The organism is Streptomyces sp. NBC_00029, assembly GCF_045160505.1.
In the GTDB taxonomy this organism is placed as follows: domain Bacteria; phylum Actinomycetota; class Actinomycetes; order Streptomycetales; family Streptomycetaceae; genus Streptomyces.
In genome coordinates, this window is sequence record NZ_CP108292.1 from 7,710,227 (window position 1) to 7,729,735 (window position 19,509).

Here is a 19,509-nt window from a genome sequence, read left to right on the forward strand (position 1 = left end):
GGTGAGCGACCTTCAAAGCGGCGTGGCCGCGACCGGGACGGAGGTCCGGTCGCGGCCACGCGCCGTCCTGCCCGCCCTCTGCCTCACCCAGATCACCAGCTGGGGCATCGTCTACTACGCCTTCATCGTCCTCAACCCGGCCATCACCGCCGACACCGGCTGGAGCGCGGGCGCAACCACCGCGGCGTTCTCCGCCGCCCTCGTCGTCTCCGCCGTCGCCGGGATCTACGTCGGCCGCGCCCTGGACCACCGCGGCCCCCGCATCGTCATGACGGCAGGCTCCGTCCTGGGTTCGCTGAGCCTGCTGGTGATAGCCGCGGCGCCCAACCTGGCCGTCTTCTTCGCCGGATGGCTGCTCGCCGGAGCTGCCATGGCCGCCATCCTCTACCAGCCCGCCTTCGCCGCCCTCACCCGCTGGTGGGGCCCCGACCACATCCGCGCGCTCACGATCGTCACCCTCGCCGGCGGCCTCGCCTCCACCGTCTTCGCACCCCTCACCGCGATGCTCGCCGACCACATGTCCTGGCGCGCCACCTACGTAGTGCTCGCCGGCATCCTCGCGGCTCTGACCGTCCCGGCCCACGCGATCGCACTGAAAGCCCCCTGGCCGCCGGCTCCGCCGAGCCCGCCGCACGTCACCGGCGGCCACGAGGGCGTGGTGCGCAGCCGGGCGTTCTGGATGCTGGCCGTCACCTTCACCCTGTCCGCGTTCGCGATGTACGCCGTCGTCATCGGCCTCGTCCCCCTCCTGATCGAACGCGGCTACACCACCACCCAAGCCGCATGGGCGCTCGGCCTCGGCGGCGCCGGCCAAACCGTCGGCCGCGCCCTGTACGCGATGCTCGCCCGCCACCTCGGCGTCACCGCCCGCACCGTCACCCTGATCGCACTCGGCGCCCTCACCACCGCAGCCCTCTCCACCGTGGCCGGCCCCTACGCCCTGCTCGTCGCGGTGTCCGTCCTCGCCGGTGTGATCCGCGGCAACCTCACCCTCCTCCAGGCCACCGCCGTCACCGACCGCTGGGGGACCACCCACTACGGCCGACTCTCCGGACTCCTCGGCGCACCCGCCCACGCGGCCGCAGCCCTCGCCCCCTTCGCCGGTGCCCTCCTCGCCGGACCCCTCGGCGGCTACCCCGCACTCTTCGCCCTGCTTGCCGCACTGTCGATCACCGCCGCTGTCGCAGCATTCGGGACTCGTCCGGGCAACGGCCCGAGCGGATGACCTTCAGCGTCTCCCGGATCGAACTGGCGCGGCCGACCGGCCAGTTCTTCGAGGACGCCGGCATAGTGCCCTGGTGATGTGCACGGCGGTCACGGCCACTGGTTCGCACACGGCGGTTGACGACCGCAGGGCGGCGTGCGGGAGCGTCTTCCGGGTGGCTGTCAGGCGAGGGCGAGGAAGAGCTTTTCGAGTTCTTCCTCGGTCATGGGGGCCTGGGTTCCGTCGGCGTTGTTCATGCACTGGCGCATGCCGCTGGCCACGATCTTGAATCCGGCGCGGTCGAGTGCCTTGGAGACGGCCGCGAGTTGGGTGACGACGTCCTTGCAGTCGCGGCCGGCTTCGATCATGGCGATCACGCCGGCGAGCTGTCCCTGGGCACGGCGCAGCCGGTTGAGGACTGAGCTGACCGCGTCGTCGTCGACCTTCACCGGGTGCCTCCTGTGTGGTGTGCTGTTCGCCTCCATGGTACCCCAGGGGGTATTCGCTCCTCGCGGGTCAGCGGTTGAGGAGGCTTGCGAGGGTGGCATTGATGTCGCCGGGACGAGGCCGGTTGTGGGGGAGTTTGGCGAGGACGGCCGCCATGCCGCAGGTGTTGGTGAGGGCCGAGTAGGCGAGGCCGCCGGCGACTGCGGCGGAAATGAGCTGGAAGGCGGGGTGGATCAGCCCGAGCCCGAGACCTGCGAGGACGAGGGCGCCGGCGGTCAGACGGACCTGGCGTTCCATGCCCCACGCCGTGCGCGAGGCTTGCTCGGGGTGGTGGAGGTCGTGTCCCGCTGCGGTCCACGCGCCGGTTCCCCCCGTGAGGGTGGCAGTGACGATGCCGTGCTCGGCGAGCGTCCGGCAGGCGCTGTCGGAGCGTGCTCCGGAGGCGCAGACGACGAGAACGTCGCCGCGGTCGGCGGCGTGGCGGATGGCGGGAAGGGCGCGTGAGATCCGGTCGAGCGGGATGTTCAGGGCTCCGGGCAGGTGACCTGCGGTGTACTCGCCGGGAGTGCGCACGTCCAGAACGGTGAGCTCGTGCACGCGGGCGTGGGCCTGGTGGGCGCTGAGGGTGTGGGGGGTGGTCATGGCGGACTGTCTCCTGCTGGTTGTGGGCGGTTCCCGGTGCGGATACCGGGCGTGCTGCGGGGTGTGGCCGTGGGGTGGATCCGCTGTCAGCGGACCGCGTCGGTGAGCATGAGGACCGCGACGCACAGCAGCACGACCGCGAAGATCCGTTGCAGGCTCGGGCCCTTGATCGCGGCGGCCAGGCGCTGCCCGTCCCGGGCGGCGAGGATCGCCGCCCCGGTGAAGGGCGCGACGACCGCCCAGTCCAGGGGCGCGGCGCCGCCCGTACGGACGGTGAGTGCGGCGAGCGAGTTGACGGTGATGACGAGCAGGCTGGTCCCGACGGCCACCCGCATCCTCAGACCCAGTATTCCTACGAGGGCGGGGACGGCGAGGAACCCGCCGCCGACGCCCAGGAACCCGGTGACCGCACCCAGGCCCGCGCCGGCTCCGGCGGCCCGTACGGGACGGACCGGGCGGAGCCCGTTATCGGGCGCGGGGGACGTGAACATGCGCAGCGCAGCGAGACCCGCGACGGCTGCGAACGCCGCAGTGAGCAGTCGTCCGGGCAGGTGTGCCGAGAGGGCGGCGGCCGCCACGGCGGGAGGGATGCCGGCGGCTGCGAAGAGGGCGCCGGTTCTCCAGCGGACGTTGCCGGAGGTGGCGTGGGCGTAGAGAGAGGCGGCGGAGGTGGCGGTGACGATGATCAGGGATGCGGTGGTGGCGGCAGCCGGGGTGAAGCCGAGCAAGTAGATCAGGGCCGGGACGGCGAGCACGCTGCCGCCGCCTCCCAGGGCGCCGAGTGCCAAGCCGACAACGGCTCCGGCGATCAGGGCGAGGACGAGCGTGCTCACGCTATCGAGCCGCGGCTTCCGCGGGCGTCGACGACCGGAAGTCCCGCTGCGGCCCAGGCGTTCATGCCGCCCGTGATGTCGACGACGGCCACGGCGCCCCGTTCGGTCAGGAGTCTCGCGGCCTGCTGGGACCGGTGCCCGGAGCGGCAGATCACCATCAGCGGCCGTCCCTGGGCGGCCCGGGGCAGGTCGGCGCCGGCCAGCAGTGCGGAAAGCGGTGCGTGCACGGCGCCGGGTGCGTGCCCGGCTGTCCATTCCGCCCCTTCGCGTACGTCGAGCAGGACGACGCCCTCGTCACGGGTGCGCTGATGGGAAGCGGCTGGGGTCGTGCGGGCGGGGCGGCGCCGGAAGAGGAACATCATGGGTCCTTCTCTCGTCGGGAACGGGGAGGGCGAGTCGTCAGCTGTCGGTGCGGGGTCCGGTGGCCATCGGGAGGCCGGAGCGCCCGGCGGCGTCGAAGGAGTCGTCGATGGCCACGACGTCGCGCCCGGCGGCGTCGAGCAGGGAGGCCGCGATCCCCGCGCGCATGCCGCCCGCGCAGTGGACCCACACCACTCCGGCCGGTACCTCGTCCTGGCGGCGGTGGAGCTGGTGGATCGGGATGTGCACCGAGTCCTTGATCCAGCCCTCCGCGCGTTCGGACTCCCGCCGTACGTCCAGGACGATCCGGTGCTCGTACGGGTCCAGGGCGGCGAGGTCGGCGAACGTCGCCCGCGGGAAGCTCCGGAGCCGCTCACCCGCCGCAAGCCACTCGGCCGGCTCCCCGGTGGCTGCGGCCGCGGGCCGGTCGATACCGACCCGGGTCAGTTCGCGCTGTGCTTTCGCCAGCTGCTCGGGGGATTCGGCGAGGAGGGTGACGGGCTTGCCCCACGGGATCATCCACGCCAGGTACGTGGCGATCTTCCCGTCGGCCTCGAAGTTGAAGGACCCCGCGACGTGCCCCTGCGCGAAGGCGATGCGGTTGCGCAGGTCGACCACCCACTCCCCGGCGGCCAGGCGGGCGGCGATGTCAGCGGCGTCCGCCACGGGCGGTGCGGTGAGGTCGACCGGAGCGGGGCCCGCGGCGTTGGCCGGCCCCATGTGGGCGTAGTAGGCGGGCACGTCTTCGAGCCCGGCCAGCAGGGCGGAGACGAAGGCGTCGACGTCCTGGACCAGGGCGTCGTTGCCCGCCTTCTCCTTGCCGATGGTGGTGGCGTCCCCGTCGGCCTGGGCCGAGGAGCAGAAGCTGCCGAACCCGTGGGTGGGCAGCACCTGGGTTTCGTCCGGCAGTTCGGCGGCCAGTCGGCGTGCGGAGGCGTGCTGGGCGCGGGCCAGCTCCTCGGTCAGTCGCGGCTCCACCAGGTCGGGCCGTCCGACCGTGCCGATCAGCAGGGAGCCTCCGGTGAACACGGCGACGGCCGCACCCTGCTCCTCCAGGACGTAGGAGGTGTGGTGCGGGGTGTGGCCGGGGGTGGCCAGCGCCCGCAGCGTGATTCCCGCGTCCACCGTCACGGTGTCGCCGTCCCGGACCGGCGTGCGGGCGAAGGACACCGCAGCAGCGGCGGGCACCAGGTAGGCGGCGCCGGTGAGGCGGGCCAGGTCCAGGCCGCCGGTGACGTAGTCGTTGTGGATGTGGGTCTCCACGACGTGGGAGATCCGCACGCCGCGCCGGGCCGCCGCCGTGAGCACCTGGTCGATGTCGCGCGGCGGGTCCACCACCACGGCTGCGCGGGCGCCGCCCGCCAGGTAGCTGCGGTTGCCGAGCCCTTCCAGATCAAGGGTGTCGATGAAGAACACGCTGTCGCTCCTTGCGTCGAGAATTACCCCCGGGGGTATATTTCGAGCGTAGCACGAGTACCCCGGGGGGTATTTTTTTCGCCCTGTCCAGGGACGGTGCTCCGCTCGCTGCCTGTCGGTCCGGGCCGGTTCGCAGCCCGGTGGGCTGGGCGCCATGGATGCGATCGAGCTCGGCGGACCGGCCAAGCGCTACGGGGCGGTGGTCGGGGTGGAGGAACTCACACCCGGCATCGGGCGAGCTGGCCGGCTTCCTCGGGCCGAACGGGGCGCTCACGCGGATGGGGGGCCTTCGAGCCGGCAGTGCACGCCGACCACACCTTCGACGGCTCGGGCGAGGCGTGTGGCGACGGGGACGAGGTGCGGGTCGCGGGTCCTTCCCGTCAGGGTGACGATGCCGTGCGTGACGTCGACCGTGATGTCACGGTGCGAGAGCGGGAAGAGACGCTCGACGACCTCGCGGCGGACCTCGGCGGCCAGGTCGTCGTCGGAGCGGAGGAAGACCTTCAGGAGGTCGGCGCGGCTGACGATGCCGAGGAGGGTGCCATCGGCGTCGACCACCGGAAGCCGTTTGATGTGGCGGTCGGCCATCAGGCGGGCGGCCTGGGGGAGCGTGGCGTCGGGGCGGACCGTGACGGCAGGGCTGGTCATCAGCTGTTCGGCGCGGACCGATCCGGCCTTCGCGGTGTCGCCGAGGCGGCGCATCTGCTCGATGAGGCTCGGCCCTTGTGCGTGGAACTCCTCCTTGGTGAGGAGGTCGGCTTCGGAGACGACGCCGATGACATGGCCTTCGCCTTCGATGACCGGGACCGCGGTGACCTTCCAGCGCTCCATCGCGGTGGCGATCTCCTTGAATTCGGCGGCGGCGGTGACGGTGACGACCGTCTTTGTCATGACGTCGTCGACGGTGTACGGGGTGGAGGTCATGGCTGGTCCTCAGCTGCGTGGGCCGGCATGTCGCTTAGGTGGGGGCGTGATCCAGAAGCGGGCGGCCCGCTGTCGTTCCTTGGAGATGCGGGGTCCGGCGGGGATGTCCACGCGGTGGGCGTGGGCGTGGGCGGGAAGGGCCTGGCGTGCTTCGGGTTCCCTCCCGTCGAGGAGAGGGGTGATGGCGGTCATGACGTGCCTCCAGCCGTTCCCCGTCAGTGTCGCGCCGGCCCCCTGGGATCCGGGAGGGCCTCGCGGTGCACACCGCGGGGGCCGTTCGGCCCCGGTCAGCGGACCAGGACGGCCTCGCCGGAGCGGCTGAGCAGGGCCTTGCGGTACACCTCAAGGGCGGCCAAGGCCATGGGGCTGTCCACGTAGACGGGCACGTGGAGGGGCAGCGTGCCGTCGCTGCGCAGAGCGGCGAGCTCGTGCAGGACCACCTCGGTGCGGTCGATCGCGAAGGCGGGGATGACTATGGTGCCGCCGCGGGACAGTGCCCGCATGATCACGGAGGCGAATTCGCGCTGCGCGCTCGCGTGATCGTGCCGGCGGTTGCCGTACGTCGACTCCATCAGCAGCACGTCGGCGCCGGAGAACGGCTCGGGCGGCAGGAGGAGCGGGTGGCCGGGGCGGCCGAGGTCGCCGCTGACTGCGAGGGTGTGGCCGTCCTCCAGGGTCAGGTGCGCCCAGGCGGAGCCGAGGATGTGCCCGCCGTGGTGCAGCAGCAGCTTCGTACCGGCCATGATCTCGATCTCGCTGCCCACCGGTACGGGGTCGAAGAATGTGACGGTGCGGTCGACGTCGTCATCGTCGTAGAGCGGTTTGGCGGGCCGGTGCTTGGACCAGCCGTGCTGATTGGCGTGCTCGGCGGCCTCCATCTGCAGGCGGGCGCTGTCACGAAGGACGATCTCGGCGAGGCGGGCGGTGGCCGCGCTGGTCAGGATCGGGCCGCGGAAGCCGTGCCGTACCAGGCGGGGAAGGTAGCCGCAGTGGTCCAGATGGGCGTGCGTGACGACGACGGCGTGGATGTCGGAGGCGTCGCAGGGCAGCTTGTCCCAGTTGCGGCGGCGCAGGTCCGCGACACCCTGGAAGAGCCCGCAGTCGACAAGGAGCCGGGCGTGGTCGCTCTCGACCAGGAACTTGCTGCCGGTGACCGTCCGGACACCGCCGAGGAACCTCAGCAGCGCCGGACGGGAGGCGGGAGGCGGGGCCGACCGGGACATGGCAGCGGCCCTCCTTTCGCGGACGGTGCCGGATTCCATGGACGGGTGCCGGATTCCACCCTCGCTTCCACCACGACGCGACAGCGAGAGCCCACTGGTCCCCTCGGAGGGACCGACCGGCCCATGCGGGACGGAGGCCCTTGGGCAGAGCCTTGCGGTGACCCCTTCCCGCCCAGCACAGAGAGGCCGCAGCCATGAAGGCACTCGTCTTCCAAGGTCCCGGGCAGACGTCCTGGCAGGACGCCCCGGACCCCGCGATCAAGGACGCTGCCGACGCGATCGTCCGGGTCGACGCTGTCACCATCTGCGGCACCGACCTGCACATCATCAAGGGCGACGTACCCGAAGTGACACCCGGCCGGATCCTCGGCCACGAGGCCGTCGGAACCGTCGTCGAGATCGGCGGCGACGTGCGCAACGTCCGTCCCGGCGATCGCGTGCTGATCTCGTGCATCTCCTCGTGCGGCCGCTGCCGGTTCTGCCGCGAGAGCCGCTACGGCCAGTGCCGCGGGGGCGGCGGCTGGGTCCTGGGCCACACCATCGACGGCACCCAGGCCGAATACGTACGCGTCCCGTTCGCCGACCTCTCCGTCCACCCGCTTCCCAGCGCCGTGAGCAGCCACGATGCCGTACTGCTCGCCGACATCTTCCCGACCTCCTACGAGGTGGGCGTGCTCAACGGCAACGTGCGCCCCGGCGACACGGTCGTCGTGGTGGGTGCCGGCCCCATCGGTCTGGCCGCCATCGCCACCGCAGGGCTCTACAGCCCCGGGCGGATCATCGCCGTCGACCTCGCCGCATCCCGGCTCGGCGCCGCGCGGGACCTCGGTGCCGACGCGACCGCGAACGCGGAGGAGGAGCCCGAGCGGCTGGTGGAGGACCTGACCGACGGGCTCGGCGCCGACGTGGTCATCGAGGCCGTCGGCGTACCCGAGGCGTTCGAGATGTGCACCCGCATGGTCCGCCCCGGCGGACGCGTCGCCAACATAGGCGTCCACGGAAAGCCCGCAATCCTGCACCTCGAAGACCTCTGGATCAAGGACGTCACCATCACCACCGGCCTCGTCGACACCCACTCCACCCCCATGCTGCTGCGCATGATGGCCGCCGGCCGCCTCCCCGGGGCCGGAATGGTCACCCACCGCTTCGAGCTCGACCAGATGGAAGAGGCGTACGACGTCTTCTCCCGCGCGGGAGAAACCGGTGCCCTCAAGGTCGTCCTCGGCGGACCGCAGCACGACACGGTCGCCGTACCGTCCCAGGAGCGGTGAGTGCGGTGAAGAGCACGCCGAGTACCAACCCGCAGGACGTCGGCGAGACGGCCGGACGCACCGACCTCGGCCGCCGTATCGCAGCCCACCGCACCGCTCTCGGTCTCAGCCGTGAAGAACTGGGCCGAAAGTGCGGAGCCGACGGCAACTACATCGCCTACCTGGAGGAGCACGCGGCCTCTCCCGCCATCGGCACCCTCGTCCGCATGGCCGACGTACTCGGCGTCAGGGTCGACGACCTGACCGGTGCGAGCGCCGACCGCGTCCGCGGCCGTTCCACCGCCCGCCGCGACACCGCGCTGGCGCCGCTGGAGGAGGACGAGTGCCGACGGCTGCTGGGCACGCACGGAGTGGGACGCGTCGCCGTTTTCACCGCCGAAGGGCCGGCCGTCCTCCCGGTCAACTACCTGATCGCAGGCCCCGACATCGCGTTCCGCACCGCCGTGGAAGCCCTCGTGGCCCGAGCGGCGGGCACACAGGTCGCCTTCGAGATCGACAACATCGACGACGTCACCGCAGGCGGTTGGAGCGTCCTGGCCGTGGGCGAGCTGGAAGCCGTCACGGACTCCGAGGAGATCCAGCACCTGACGGCCACGGCCCGCTCCCAGCCCTGGGCGGGCGGACCGCGCACCCACTGGATGAAACTCACCCCCGTCCGGCTCACCGGCCGACGCGTCGCCCACGCGTCATGAGCCATGTGGACGCGGTCGTCTTCGACACCGACGGGGTGCTTCTCGCCACGGCGGTCCGCCACGCGGCCGCTTGGAAGACGACCTTCGACGGCTGCCTCGGGCCATGGCAGCCGTCCCCTGCCGCCGGACCGCCGAGGGCGTTCGACGCCGTCCGCGAGTACCGGGACCTGGTCGACGGCAGGTCCCGCCTCGACGGCGTACGCGCGTTCCTCGCCTCACGCCACATCGACCTGCCTCCCGGCACGCCGCAGGACCTGCCGGGGTGCGCCACCGTCCACGCGGTCGCCGCCCGCAAGGAGCAGATCCTCTCCGAGGCGCTCCGGATCCACGGTGTCGACGTCTTCGACGACGTCCGCCCTGCGCTCCGGCGGCTGCGGGAGATGGGCGTACGGTGTGCGGCCGCCTCGGCCTCCCGGCACGCCCGCCTCCTCCTGGAGGTCACACGCCTCGACGCCCTCTTCGACGCCGTGGTGGATGGTCAGGACGCCGCCGCACTGGCCCTGCCGGGAAAGCCCGACCCCGCCCTCTTCCTCGAAGCCGCAGACCGCCTCGGCACGGATCCGGCGCGGGCCGCCGTGGTGGAAGACGCCCTCGTCGGCGTGGAAGCGGGGCATCGGGGCCGCTTCCACCTGGTCGTGGGACTCGACCGGGATGACGATGCGCACACGGACAAGGCGCTGCTCGCGCACGGTGCGCACCTCGTGCTCCGCGGACTGGCCGGGCTGCCGGCCGCCCTCGAAGACGGCCGTTACCCATGAACGCGCACTGGCACTGGGAGTACCGCCGCTACGATCCCAAGGCCGAGCAGCTGGTCGAGTCCCTGTGCACCCTCGGAAACGGCCGGTTCGCCACCCGGGGATCAGCCCCCGAGAGCGTCGCCGACGGCATCCACTACCCGGGCACGTACCTGGCCGGCTGCTATGACCGGCTCACCTCCACCGTCGCCGGGCGCAAGATCTCCAACGAGGACATGGTCCGACTGCCGGACTGGACCGGCCTGCGCTACCGCTGCCTGCCCGACGGCGCACCACCCGGCGACTGGCTCACCCTGGACCACCCCGCCCTGCGCCGCTGTCGCGTCGCGCTGGACCTGCAGGCGGGAACGCTCACCCGCCGCATGCTCTTCCGCGATGCCGAAGGCCGCCGCCTGGCCGTCACCCACACCCGTCTCGTCCACATCGGTGACCCGTATCTCGCTGCACAGCGCACCGTCTTCGGCGCATACGGCTGGCACGGCAGGATCGAGATCGAGTCCGTGCTCGACGGGGACATCGCCAATGCGGGCGTGGACCGCTACCGCGCGCTGGCCGGGCGGCACCTCGTCGAGCACCGGGCCGGAGTGGAGGCGGAAGGCACTGCCTGGCTGGCCTGCACCACCGCCACCTCACGAGTGAGGATCGGGCTCGCCGTACGCACCTGGGCACGGCCGCCGGCCCCCGTCGGGAAGGCCTGTACGGCCACCACGGCCCGTCAATCGTTCGTCCTGCCGGTCGGGCGCGCGAAGCCGGCAGCGGTGGTGAAGACGGCGGCCCTCTTCACGTCGCTCGACCGCCCCTGGGACGACCCCGTGAGGAGCAGCGTCGAGCATGTAGGACACGCGCCGGACTTTCCCGCCCTGCTGGCCTCCCACACGGCGTCGTGGCAACGGCTGTGGAACGAGGGCGAGGTGAAAGCACCGGGCGAGACCGGACGGGTCCTGCGCCTCCACACCTTCCACGTCCTGCAGACCCTCTCGCCGCACACCGCGGAACTCGACGCAGGCGTCCCGGCCCGGGGCCTGCACGGCGAGGCGTACCGGGGTCACGTCTTCTGGGACGAACTCTTCGTCGTGCCCTACCTCGCACTGCACTTCCCCGAAACCGCCCGCGCCCTGCTGATGTACCGGCACCGACGCCTCCCCGCAGCCCGGGAGGCTGCCCGTCGGGCCGGAGCGCACGGGGCGATGTTCCCTTGGCAGAGCGGCAGTTCCGGGGCCGAGGAGACACAGCGGCTGCACCTCAACCCGCACTCCGGCCGCTGGCTGCCCGACCACTCCCGCCTCCAGCACCACGTGGGCTCCGCCATCGCCTGGAACGTGTGGCGGTACGGCGAGGCCACCGGCGACACCGGTTTCATGCACGGCCCCGGCGCCGAACTCCTTCTGCACATCGCCCGCTTCTGGGCCGGCGCCGCGAGCTGGGACACCGGCCTCGGCCGGTACCGCATCCGCGGCGTCGTCGGCCCGGACGAGTACCACGACGCCTACCCGGACGCCCCCGCGCCCGGCATCGACGACAACGCGTACACCAACGTCACGGCAGCGTGGGTGCTCGCCCGCGCCCTGGACCTGTACGGAACACTTCCCGCGGCCAGGCGCGCCGAGCTCCGCACGCAACTGGGCATCGGCCCCGACGACCTCCACGGCTGGGAAGACGTCTCGCGCCGCCTGTTCGTGCCGTTCCACCGTGACGTGATCAGCCAGTTCCACGGCTACGGCGACCTCGCCGAGCTCGACTGGGACACCTACCGCTCCCGCTACCACGACATTCGCCGCCTCGACCGGATCCTTGAAGCGGAAGGCGACACGCCGAACCGCTACCAGGCGTCCAAGCAGGCGGACACCCTCATGCTCGGATACCTCTTCCGCCCCGCAGAACTCGCCCGCCTGTTCTCCCGCCTCGGCTACCGCTCGGACGACGAGCTCTGGCGGCGGACGGCGGCGTACTACCTGCGGCGCACCTGCCACGGCTCGACGCTCAGCAGCCTCGTCCACGGCTGGGTCCTCGCCCGGCAGCAGGGCGAGGGCGCGTGGCGCTACTGCCAGGAGGCCCTGCTCAGCGACATCACCGACGTCCAGGGAGGCACCACCGGCGAGGGCATCCACCTCGGCGCCATGGGCGGCACGCTCGACCTCGTCGAGCGCGGCATCGCCGGCCTCGATCCCGGCCCGGACGGACTGCACGTCGACCCGGTACCGCTCTCCGAGGTACCCGCCTCCTCGTTCTCGGTGGGCTACCTCGGACACCGGGACATCCGCATCAGCTTCCGGCCCGGACGGATCGGCATCAGGGTTCCGCCGTCCCCGCTGGGCCCCGTACCCCTCGTGCTGCCCGGAGACAGGCGAGTGAGCGTTTCAGCAGGTCAAGAAAGGTGGTTCTGCCTGCCCAAGCAATAGACGGAGTCCCGCCGGCATCCGCCGGAGCGGGCAGCGGTCGCGGCTACGGCCGCTCCGCACTGCGGGGCGTACCCGCCTCGTGCCGTGTGGTGGTACAGCCATCGAAAGGGTGAGCCGAGATGGATGAGCAGCTTGAGATTCCGCGGGTCGTCGTGGGGGTCGACGGATCGGCTTCGTCCCGGGCCGCGCTGCGCTGGGCGGTCCGGTACGCAGGCCTGGTGGGCGGGAAAGTGGAAGCGGTGACTGCCTGGGACCTGCCCGGTGCCGGAACGTGGTCGGCTCCTGCGGTCGACACCGACTTCGACGAGGAGGAGGCCGAGCGGCGCCTGGTGGAGGAAGTGCGCACGGTCCTCGGAGAGGGCGGTGCCTCCCAGGTCCACGAGCGCCTGGTACGGGGCAATCCCGCCGAGGTCCTGGTGGACCAGGGAGCGGGTGCCGACATGCTGGTCGTGGGCAGCCGCGGCCACGGCGGCTTCCGACGGGCCCTGCTCGGTTCGGTCAGCCAGCAGGTGGCACTCCATGCTCCGTGCCCGGTCACGATCATCCGGCCGGACGGACCCGTCGAGTAGTTCCTCGGCGGTCTCCGGGTGCGTTGGCCCGCCGTGTCAGGCGCGAGGTGCGCTGGCGTGCCCTGGTCCGCCACGGTACTGAGCCGCGGTTGCGGGAGGACCGAATGGCCCCGGCCGGGATCCGTCCGGCCCATGCGGTACCGCCGCCGGTTGCGTGACAGTGGCAGCAGTCCCTCATCACGCAGCCGAGGAGTACCCGTCATGAGCACGAAGCGAGTTCTGGTCGCCTACGGCACCAAGCACGGTGCCACTGCGGGCATCGCCGAGCAGATCGGCGAGACCCTCCGCGAGGACGGTCTGGACGCCGTTGTCCTGCCCGCCGACGATGTTCGGGACGTCCGCGCCTACGACGCAGTCGTTCTCGGAGGTTCCCTGTACGCCGGGCACTGGAGCAACAAGGCCAAGCACTGCGCGGAACGCAATGCGGACTCCCTCAGGCACCGGCCGGTGTGGTTGTTCAGCAGCGGCCCCCTCGACCGTTCCGCCGAGGAGCACGACGTCCCTCCGGTCGCGGCCGTCGCCCGGCAGATGCAGCTCATCGGGGCGCGCGAGCACATGACCTTCGGCGGCAGCATCACGGCCCGGACCCCCGGGTTCCTCGCCAAGGCCATGGTCCGCCAGGGCAAGGGCGGTGACTTCCGCAACCCCGAGCGGATCCGGACCTGGGCGCACCACATCAGCGCCGAGCTCGCCGCCTGAGCCGGCGCTCCGGCACGGACACGACCACGGAGGCGCGCCATGCACCACCGCAGGCCGGGGGCGCAGGGCAATCCGCTCAGGCGCGACGCCGACCGCACACGTGCCCGCCTGCACGCCGCCTTCATGCTGGCCTGCCTGCTGGCCGTGATCTGCGGTGCCGCGGTCGGACGAAGCGCCTGGACGGACGCCGGCCGCGCCGCCGCAGAGATCGCTCGCCACCGGAATTCCGTCACGGCAGTGACCGTCGGCGAAACCACCTACCGAGTAGGGTCGGCGCCGAGCACCCGACCTGTCCCGGTCGCTCCCGCGACCTGGCGCGATACCTCCCACCGCGTCCACACGGAAACCGTGCCGGTCCCGGCAGCGACCCGAAACGGTGAAACCATCCGCCTCTGGGTCGACGACCAGGGCAACGCGACCACCGCCCCGCCCGGCAGGGCCCACATCGCTCTGAACGCCATCAGCCTCGGCACCGGCGCCTCGGCCGGAATCGTGCTTGCAGCGGGCGCCATCGTCCGCGCACGCCTGTGCATCGTCGACGCACGCAGCGGACGGGCGTGGGCAAGCGAATGGGCGAGCGTCGAGCCCGGGTGGTCCGGCCGCCTGCGACCCGGACAGGACAGCGGCGATGACTGAGACCGCAGCCGACCAGCGCCTCCGCGCTTTTCCCCCGCAGACCGGCGACGCCGCCACCGCTCCCGAACCCATGGAGGAACACCATGTCGCACACGGCCGAATGGAAGACCCGCATGTACCTGTTCGAGGAGGAACACACCACCAAGGTCCGCATCGAACTCGACACCGGAACCAACCGGCTCACAGGGCACGGCACTGCCCGCTGCAACCCTGCGGACGAGGACGTTCCCGAGATCGGCGACGAACTCGCCGCAGCCCGCGCGTTGGAGGATCTTGCCGCTCAGCTCAAGCGCTTTGCCTACGGCGACATGATGAGGGCCGGGGCCATGCCGCAGGAGGCGCCGCTCACGCTCTCCGGCGGCTGGACGAACGGTGCGTTCGGGTAGCGAGCAGGCGGTCGCCCGGGCAGGGGACGAAACTGGGAGCATGGGTGACGGACCGGCGATCGAGCTGACCGGACTGACCAAGAGGTACGGGCCGGTGGTGGGCGTCGACCGCCTGAGCCTCACGGTGAGACCAGGTGAGGTGTTCGGCTTCCTCGGGCCGAACGGCGCTACTCGCGCGGCATGAAGCAGAAGCTCGGCCTGGTGCAGGCGCTGCAGCACGATCCGCCACTGGTCGTACTCGACGAACCGACCGAGGGGCTCGACCCCTTGGTGCAGGAGACGTTCTTCGCCCTGCTCCGGGAGGCGGCCGCTGCCGGTCGCACCGTCCTGCTCTCCAGCCACATCCTGCCGGAGGTGCAGCGCACCTGTGAGCGGGTGGCGATCATCCGGGAGGGACGGCTGGTGACCGTCCAGAGCGTGGCCGGCCTGCGCGAGGCCCGTGCCCGGCGGATCCGGCTGGCCTTCGTCGACGGGAAGGTGGCCCGGTCCCTGGGCGTCGCCCAGCGGTGGAACCCGCTCATCGTGGTGGTCGCCAACGCGATTCCTCCGGGGCAGCTCTTCACGGCCGGCGGCAAGGGCCCGCCCTCTGCCTACCGGGCGTTCAGCGGATCGAGTGGCGACGTGTCCATCGCCAGCCATCCCGGGCTGCTGGGGGCCGGCCTCACGCACCCGTTCTGGATCGCCATGCAGCTCACCGCGATCGGTTCGCTCGCGGCGGCCGCCGTGGCGGCGGACGTGGAGTCCGGGACGGTGGAACTGGTGATGGTGCGTCCCGTCAGCCGCACCCGGTTGCTGGCCGAACGGACCGCCGCGCTGGTGATCGCGGCGCTCGCCCTGAATGCCGCAGCGACCCTCACCGTCGCGGTGGGGGTGGCGCTGTCACCGGACATCCACGGGCAGGTGCCGATCGGCGGAGTGTTCGCTGCCGGCCTCATGGGGATGGGGTTCGCACTGTGCCTGATCGGGCCGGCGATGGCCGTGTCGGCAGCGGGACGGCGGCGGGCCCAGGTGGTCGGGGCGACGATCGCGATCGGAGCGGTCGGGTTCGCCGTCAACTTCATCGCTCTGGCATGGTCACCCGCAGCACCCTGCGGTGTGCTCTGGCCCCGGCTCGGCATTCTGGTCGGTGCCGGCGTGCTGGGCCTGGCATTCGCCCATCTGGCGATGCAACGCAGAGATCTCGCGCCGTAAGGGGTGCCTACCCCCGGATCTCCAGAACGTCTGTGACGGAACGGCGGGGCGTTTCGGGCCCGGCGGGCCCGTAGCCGAGGCGCAGGACCATCTGGACGTGGCCCATGACCTCCAGCGGGTCGCGGACCGTCCACCGCAGTTCCGGCCATTCGAGGGGCTGTGAAGTCATCGAGGTGGCCAGGCCGTCGGCGGTGGCCTGGAGGAGGACACGCTCCAGCGCCTGTCCGGCCCGCATCCAGTCGACTCGCGTGTCCGCCGGGGTGCCCAGCAGGGCCAGCTGCGGCCGCTTCTCGAACACGGCCCAGCCGCGATCCGCCGCAGGACGGTCCCGGCCGAAGTCGCGTACGGGGGAGGGACCTCGGGAACTGCGCGGACCGAACGCGGCGGCGGGAATGCCGTCACGGCGTGTTCCGGGCGTCCCGGCTGTTCCGGGTCGTCCGGCCGGGGCTTCTGTGTCGCCAGACCAGGCAGAGGTCTCGGCCCGGACGAGCGGATCGATGTCCTCCCGGTGCTCCGCGTCCCGCACCAGCCCGAGCACGGTCTCGATGTGCCAGTCACCGGGGACGGTCAGCCGGCAACCCTCCAGGAGGGCGGCGCTCTTCAAGCCGTCCATGAGGGCGTCCGGCACCGGCTCGTCACCGAACGGGAAGCGACTGGTGTGCCGGCGCCGGAGAGCGGCGTGCAGGGCGGCGAGCTCGTGGTCCTCGTCGGAGGGCCCATCGAGGGTTGCCGTCGCCAGCAGCCACGGCCGCGAGTCGTCGGGCAGCAACCGCACGCGGGCCCGCAGTCCGTGCTGGACCGCCGACACGCGCAGATTGAACAGGGCCGCCGCACATCCGAGGTGGAGAGCCCGGTGATTCGGATCGGTTCGTGTCATGGCGCGGTCCGGATCACCGTGCAGCTCGATGACATTGCCCTCAGGACTGAACACGAACTTCCACGGCTGCGCATTGTGCATGGACGGGGCGGTGACGGCGTCGCCGACGAGCTCGGCGACGGTGCCGGGGGCGAGGATGGTTGCGGTCACTGGACTGTTCCTGTCTGTGCGGCCTCAGTCGTGTGCCACGACGGCGACCGGTGAGCGGGCGTGGTGCATCACCGCAGGGTGATGGGGCCGATGCGGGCGCCGCGCGGTTCGGCCTCGCGCGCGGCCCGGTCGGCCGCGGCGCCGGCGGCGCCCGATCCGTCCGGACCCGCCGTGATCCGGTTCGACATGGCGTGCCTCCTGTGGCTGATCGGCTCTTACAGGCTCCGCCGTTCGCCGTGCTCCGGCCAGGGCCCGAGCGGCCCTACCGGGGACCGAATGGCCCCTGGTCCTGGCCAGGTCTCCCCGGCCCCAGTGCAGGTCCGGTGCCTCATGCGGGCGCTTCCTCATGCGGATACGGGGACGCTGAAGTCCGCCTTCACGTCCACCACGCCGGGTACGGTGCCGACAGCGCGCACGACGGTGTCCTCCAGCGCCGGCTCCGGCAGCGAACCGTTGAGGTAGACGACACCGTTGGCGACGTGGACGTGCACCTCGACGGAGCCCCGTGGAACCAGCTGCTGCACGAACATTTCGCGGATCTCGGCAGCGATGTCCGCATCGGGGCGCAGGTAGACCTTCAGCAGGTCACCGCGGCTGACGACGCCGGTCAAGCGGCCGTCGCCGTCGACGACGGGAAGTCGTTTGAGGTGGCTGCGGGCCATCAGCCGGGCCGCGGCGGGGATGGCGGCGTCCATCGTCACGGTCACGGCCGGGCGGGTCATCAGCTGCTCTGCGGTAGTGACGCCGGCGGTGCCGGTGCCCTGTTCCCTGGGCAGCAGGTCGGCTTCCGAGACGACACCGATGACGCGCCCCTCCTCGGACAGGACGGGCAGGGCGCTGACGTTCCACATCCGCAACGCCTCCACGATGTCCTTGAACGCCGTCCCACGGTCGATGGAGACCGCGGCGTGGGTCATGACGTCATCAACGGTTCGAAGGTGTTTCATGGCCTCTGCTCCGTAAACGTGTGGCCGTTGCTCCGACGGTGTGCAGGTGCTCCGGCCGTCTACTCGTGGGCGACGACGGCCACGGGAGCGGCAGCGTGGTGCAGGACCGCGTGGGCGACAGAGCCCAGGTGCGTGCCGAGGGGGGAGCGGCGCGAGTGGCGTCCGACGACGACGAGTCCGGCGCCCCGGGAAGCCCGGACCAGATGGTCGCCCGCGGATCCCGTGAAGACGCTGTGAGCGATGTCCACGTCCGGGAACTTGTGCCGCCAGGGCAGCAGCATGTCGTCCACCATGTGCATGATGCTCCTGCCGATGTCCTTCTCGTTGTCCGGGTCGAAGAACGGGACGTACGTGTACGCGAGCGGCATCTTCCAGCCGTGCACGGCCCGTAGCGCGCAGCCCCGACGGGCGGCCTCTTCGAAGGCGAAGGCGAGCACGCGGTCGCACGATTCGTGGATGTCGACCCCCACGACGACCTCGGAGCCGGAAGCGCTCCGAGGGCTGTCCGGGTCGTCGGCGACCCGGACCATGACGACCGGGGTGTCCGTGGCCACCAGGGCGGACATCGCGACTGAGCCGACGAGGAACCCCACCAGCCCGCCCAGGCCCCGCGAACCCAGGACCAGCAGTCCGGCGTCGGCGGCTTCGGCCCCGAGGGCCGCCACCGGCCGGGCCGCGAGGCAGCGAGTCGTGATCTCCAGCTGGGGATGGCGTCGGCGCAGCTCCTCCGCCGCCTCCGTCAGCGCCCGGTCGGCCCAGCGATCCACGTCCTGGCGGCCCAGACCCGGGAACACCGGGTCCAGGGGCCAGTCGACGGCGTGGACGAGACGCAGGGGCACGTGCCTCAGAGCGGCTTCCTGTGCGGCCCAGCGCGCGGCTGCCCGGCTCTCGGGGGAGCCGTCGACTCCGACGGTCACGTGGTGTTTCACGGCTGCGATCCCTCCCATGCGGGTCGGTACCTCTTCACCACGGCTGCGCATCGCGTGCGTGGCCGGCGTGCGTGGCCAGTGTGTCGTCGGTCCGGGCTCCGACGTGCGATGCCACAGCGACGACTCCATCGAGTTGTTCGACGAGGCTGAGGAGCACAGCCAGCTGACTCCGGCGCTCGACGCGACCGTTCAGCGTGACGAAGCCGTCCACCACGTGGACCTCGATGTCGCCGGCCAGTACACCGAGTACCTCTGTGAGGACCTCGTCGGTGACGCGCCGGCGTATCTCGGAGTCGGGGCGGACGAACAGGCGCAGCAGGTCCCTTCGGGTGACGATGCCGACCAGCCGGTCCTCCTCGTCCACGACGGGCAGCCGCTCGATACCCCGGCGGGTCATCAGCCGGGCGGCGTCGGCGGCCGTCCCTTCGGCGTGGACGGTGACCGCGGGTGCGGACATGACGTCTCTGGCAGTGGGCGGGCCGGCCGGTGGAACGGCCGGCCGGGTCGTGCGCGGGTCCGGCGCCGCGTGGGCCAGGATGTCCGTCTGCGAAACGACACCCACCACCCGGTCCTCTTCGTCCAGGACGGGCAGCCCTGAGACGCCGTACTGGGCGAGGAGCTTGGCGACATCCTTGAAGGCGGTGTCCGGGGCCACTGAGACGACTTCGTCGGTCATCAGATCCGCCACCTTTATGTGTTTCATGACGCCCTCCTGCTCCGCCGTGTCACGCGAGGCATGTGTCCGAGTCGGGTGTGCCCCCACCATCCGCCCGGGCCCGCCGGCGATCGAGGGCCGAACGGCCCCGTCCGAGGGCCGTGAGGGCCATGCGGGCCCGAGGAACGGGGCGGCGCCGGAGCCATGGGGACCATTGGTCCCGATCGTGGTCCCGTGCGGCCCTCTGCATCGGGCGCTGCCGGTGCCAGCGTGAGGGGTGTCCGCATCGGCTTCTCGGTTGGGA

At 71.7% G+C, this 19,509-nt stretch carries 22 protein-coding genes; 11 read left to right on the top strand and 11 right to left on the bottom strand.

All coding sequences use genetic code 11. The annotated features are described in order from the left end of the window. Position 1: 1 nt before the first annotated feature. On the top strand, positions 2–1,225 hold the full coding sequence (locus tag OG753_RS35575; RefSeq protein WP_405791451.1) for an MFS transporter: 1,224 nt from the start codon (positions 2–4) through the stop codon (positions 1,223–1,225). A 161-nt stretch (positions 1,226–1,386) separates the two neighbouring features. Here the strand turns inward: OG753_RS35575 and OG753_RS35580 are convergent, their stop codons facing one another. The 7 genes from OG753_RS35580 to OG753_RS35610 form a co-directional block, all read right to left on the bottom strand. Next, a complete protein-coding gene (locus OG753_RS35580; RefSeq protein ID WP_383193679.1) occupies positions 1,387–1,653 on the bottom strand; it encodes a metal-sensitive transcriptional regulator in 267 nt (88 codons plus the stop codon). 67 nt (positions 1,654–1,720) lie between these two features. After that, positions 1,721–2,293: a rhodanese-like domain-containing protein gene (locus OG753_RS35585; protein ID WP_405791452.1), complete on the bottom strand. Its 573-nt coding sequence runs from the start codon at positions 2,291–2,293 to the stop codon at positions 1,721–1,723. 86 nt (positions 2,294–2,379) lie between these two features. Continuing rightward, positions 2,380–3,126 (bottom strand): sulfite exporter TauE/SafE family protein, encoded by a 747-nt coding sequence (locus tag OG753_RS35590; protein ID WP_405791453.1) that lies wholly within the window; start codon positions 3,124–3,126, stop codon positions 2,380–2,382. After that, on the bottom strand, positions 3,123–3,485 hold the full coding sequence (locus tag OG753_RS35595) for a rhodanese-like domain-containing protein (RefSeq protein WP_405792930.1): 363 nt from the start codon (positions 3,483–3,485) through the stop codon (positions 3,123–3,125). The genes OG753_RS35590 and OG753_RS35595 overlap by 4 nt, the downstream gene beginning before the upstream one ends. Before the next feature lie 40 nt (positions 3,486–3,525). Then, positions 3,526–4,902, bottom strand: coding sequence for a rhodanese-like domain-containing protein (locus OG753_RS35600; RefSeq protein WP_405791454.1), 1,377 nt, complete (start codon positions 4,900–4,902; stop codon positions 3,526–3,528). A gap of 270 nt (positions 4,903–5,172) precedes the next feature. Beyond that, the gene (locus tag OG753_RS35605; protein WP_405791455.1) at positions 5,173–5,826 is read right to left on the bottom strand and encodes a CBS domain-containing protein; all 654 of its coding nucleotides are present in this window, start codon (positions 5,824–5,826) and stop codon (positions 5,173–5,175) included. 287 nt (positions 5,827–6,113) lie between these two features. Then, on the bottom strand, positions 6,114–7,049 hold the full coding sequence (locus tag OG753_RS35610) for an MBL fold metallo-hydrolase (RefSeq protein ID WP_405791456.1): 936 nt from the start codon (positions 7,047–7,049) through the stop codon (positions 6,114–6,116). Between the two features lie 194 nt (positions 7,050–7,243). Here OG753_RS35610 and OG753_RS35615 point away from each other — a divergent pair, with 194 nt between their 5' ends. The 10 genes from OG753_RS35615 (at position 7,244) to OG753_RS35660 (ending at position 15,647) form a co-directional block, all read left to right on the top strand. Beyond that, the gene (locus OG753_RS35615; RefSeq protein ID WP_405791457.1) at positions 7,244–8,320 is read left to right on the top strand and encodes a zinc-dependent alcohol dehydrogenase family protein; all 1,077 of its coding nucleotides are present in this window, start codon (positions 7,244–7,246) and stop codon (positions 8,318–8,320) included. A gap of 5 nt (positions 8,321–8,325) precedes the next feature. Then, entirely contained in the window at positions 8,326–9,012 is a 687-nt protein-coding gene (locus tag OG753_RS35620) for a helix-turn-helix domain-containing protein (RefSeq protein WP_405791458.1), read from the top strand. Next, complete coding sequence (locus OG753_RS35625) at positions 9,009–9,770, top strand: HAD family hydrolase (protein ID WP_405791459.1); 762 nt, start codon at positions 9,009–9,011, stop codon at positions 9,768–9,770. The genes OG753_RS35620 and OG753_RS35625 overlap by 4 nt, the downstream gene beginning before the upstream one ends. After that, positions 9,767–12,166, top strand: a complete 2,400-nt coding sequence (locus OG753_RS35630) for a glycoside hydrolase family 65 protein (RefSeq protein ID WP_405791460.1) — start codon at positions 9,767–9,769, stop codon at positions 12,164–12,166. Before OG753_RS35625 ends, OG753_RS35630 begins: the two co-directional genes overlap by 4 nt. A 119-nt stretch (positions 12,167–12,285) precedes the next feature. Then, a complete protein-coding gene (locus OG753_RS35635; protein WP_405791461.1) occupies positions 12,286–12,735 on the top strand; it encodes a universal stress protein in 450 nt (149 codons plus the stop codon). 201 nt (positions 12,736–12,936) lie between these two features. After that, positions 12,937–13,434 carry a flavodoxin domain-containing protein gene (locus OG753_RS35640; RefSeq protein ID WP_405791462.1) on the top strand — a complete coding sequence of 166 codons (498 nt, stop codon included), beginning with the start codon at positions 12,937–12,939 and terminating at the stop codon, positions 13,432–13,434. Between the two features lie 39 nt (positions 13,435–13,473). Then, complete coding sequence (locus tag OG753_RS35645) at positions 13,474–14,070, top strand: hypothetical protein (protein WP_405791463.1); 597 nt, start codon at positions 13,474–13,476, stop codon at positions 14,068–14,070. A gap of 83 nt (positions 14,071–14,153) precedes the next feature. Next, on the top strand, positions 14,154–14,456 hold the full coding sequence (locus OG753_RS35650) for a dsRBD fold-containing protein (protein ID WP_401689355.1): 303 nt from the start codon (positions 14,154–14,156) through the stop codon (positions 14,454–14,456). A 40-nt stretch (positions 14,457–14,496) separates the two neighbouring features. Continuing rightward, positions 14,497–14,640, top strand: coding sequence for a hypothetical protein (locus OG753_RS35655; RefSeq protein ID WP_405791464.1), 144 nt, complete (start codon positions 14,497–14,499; stop codon positions 14,638–14,640). Then, positions 14,637–15,647, top strand: a complete 1,011-nt coding sequence (locus OG753_RS35660) for an AAA family ATPase (RefSeq protein ID WP_405791465.1) — start codon at positions 14,637–14,639, stop codon at positions 15,645–15,647. The genes OG753_RS35655 and OG753_RS35660 overlap by 4 nt, the downstream gene beginning before the upstream one ends. Before the next feature lie 7 nt (positions 15,648–15,654). Here the strand turns inward: OG753_RS35660 and OG753_RS35665 are convergent, their stop codons facing one another. The 4 genes from OG753_RS35665 to OG753_RS35680 all read right to left on the bottom strand — a co-directional run bounded on the left by OG753_RS35665 (position 15,655) and on the right by OG753_RS35680 (position 19,253). After that, entirely contained in the window at positions 15,655–16,674 is a 1,020-nt protein-coding gene (locus OG753_RS35665; RefSeq protein WP_405791466.1) for an Acg family FMN-binding oxidoreductase, read from the bottom strand. Positions 16,675–17,018: 344 nt separating this feature from the next. Next, the gene (locus tag OG753_RS35670) at positions 17,019–17,621 is read right to left on the bottom strand and encodes a CBS domain-containing protein (protein ID WP_405791467.1); all 603 of its coding nucleotides are present in this window, start codon (positions 17,619–17,621) and stop codon (positions 17,019–17,021) included. A gap of 59 nt (positions 17,622–17,680) precedes the next feature. Next, positions 17,681–18,550: a universal stress protein gene (locus OG753_RS35675; protein ID WP_405791468.1), complete on the bottom strand. Its 870-nt coding sequence runs from the start codon at positions 18,548–18,550 to the stop codon at positions 17,681–17,683. A gap of 34 nt (positions 18,551–18,584) precedes the next feature. Continuing rightward, positions 18,585–19,253, bottom strand: coding sequence for a CBS domain-containing protein (locus OG753_RS35680; RefSeq protein ID WP_405791469.1), 669 nt, complete (start codon positions 19,251–19,253; stop codon positions 18,585–18,587). Between the last annotated feature and the right edge of the window lie 256 nt (positions 19,254–19,509).

What these genes read in the sequence shown, in the direction of transcription:
- OG753_RS35585 (WP_405791452.1), bottom strand. Translation starts at nt 2,293, where the DNA reads ATGACCACCCCCCACACCCTCAGCGCCCACCAGGCCCACGCCCGCGTG.
- OG753_RS35640 (WP_405791462.1), top strand. Translation starts at nt 12,937, where the DNA reads ATGAGCACGAAGCGAGTTCTGGTCGCCTACGGCACCAAGCACGGTGCC.
- OG753_RS35645 (WP_405791463.1), top strand. Translation starts at nt 13,474, where the DNA reads ATGCACCACCGCAGGCCGGGGGCGCAGGGCAATCCGCTCAGGCGCGAC.
- OG753_RS35605 (WP_405791455.1), bottom strand. Translation starts at nt 5,826, where the DNA reads ATGACCTCCACCCCGTACACCGTCGACGACGTCATGACAAAGACGGTC.
- OG753_RS35595 (WP_405792930.1), bottom strand. Translation starts at nt 3,485, where the DNA reads ATGTTCCTCTTCCGGCGCCGCCCCGCCCGCACGACCCCAGCCGCTTCC.
- OG753_RS35635 (WP_405791461.1), top strand. Translation starts at nt 12,286, where the DNA reads ATGGATGAGCAGCTTGAGATTCCGCGGGTCGTCGTGGGGGTCGACGGA.
- OG753_RS35625 (WP_405791459.1), top strand. Translation starts at nt 9,009, where the DNA reads ATGAGCCATGTGGACGCGGTCGTCTTCGACACCGACGGGGTGCTTCTC.
- OG753_RS35630 (WP_405791460.1), top strand. Translation starts at nt 9,767, where the DNA reads ATGAACGCGCACTGGCACTGGGAGTACCGCCGCTACGATCCCAAGGCC.
- OG753_RS35670 (WP_405791467.1), bottom strand. Translation starts at nt 17,621, where the DNA reads ATGAAACACCTTCGAACCGTTGATGACGTCATGACCCACGCCGCGGTC.
- OG753_RS35680 (WP_405791469.1), bottom strand. Translation starts at nt 19,253, where the DNA reads ATGAAACACATAAAGGTGGCGGATCTGATGACCGACGAAGTCGTCTCA.
- OG753_RS35650 (WP_401689355.1), top strand. Translation starts at nt 14,154, where the DNA reads ATGTCGCACACGGCCGAATGGAAGACCCGCATGTACCTGTTCGAGGAG.
- OG753_RS35655 (WP_405791464.1), top strand. Translation starts at nt 14,497, where the DNA reads ATGGGTGACGGACCGGCGATCGAGCTGACCGGACTGACCAAGAGGTAC.
- OG753_RS35615 (WP_405791457.1), top strand. Translation starts at nt 7,244, where the DNA reads ATGAAGGCACTCGTCTTCCAAGGTCCCGGGCAGACGTCCTGGCAGGAC.
- OG753_RS35610 (WP_405791456.1), bottom strand. Translation starts at nt 7,049, where the DNA reads ATGTCCCGGTCGGCCCCGCCTCCCGCCTCCCGTCCGGCGCTGCTGAGG.
- OG753_RS35660 (WP_405791465.1), top strand. Translation starts at nt 14,637, where the DNA reads ATGAAGCAGAAGCTCGGCCTGGTGCAGGCGCTGCAGCACGATCCGCCA.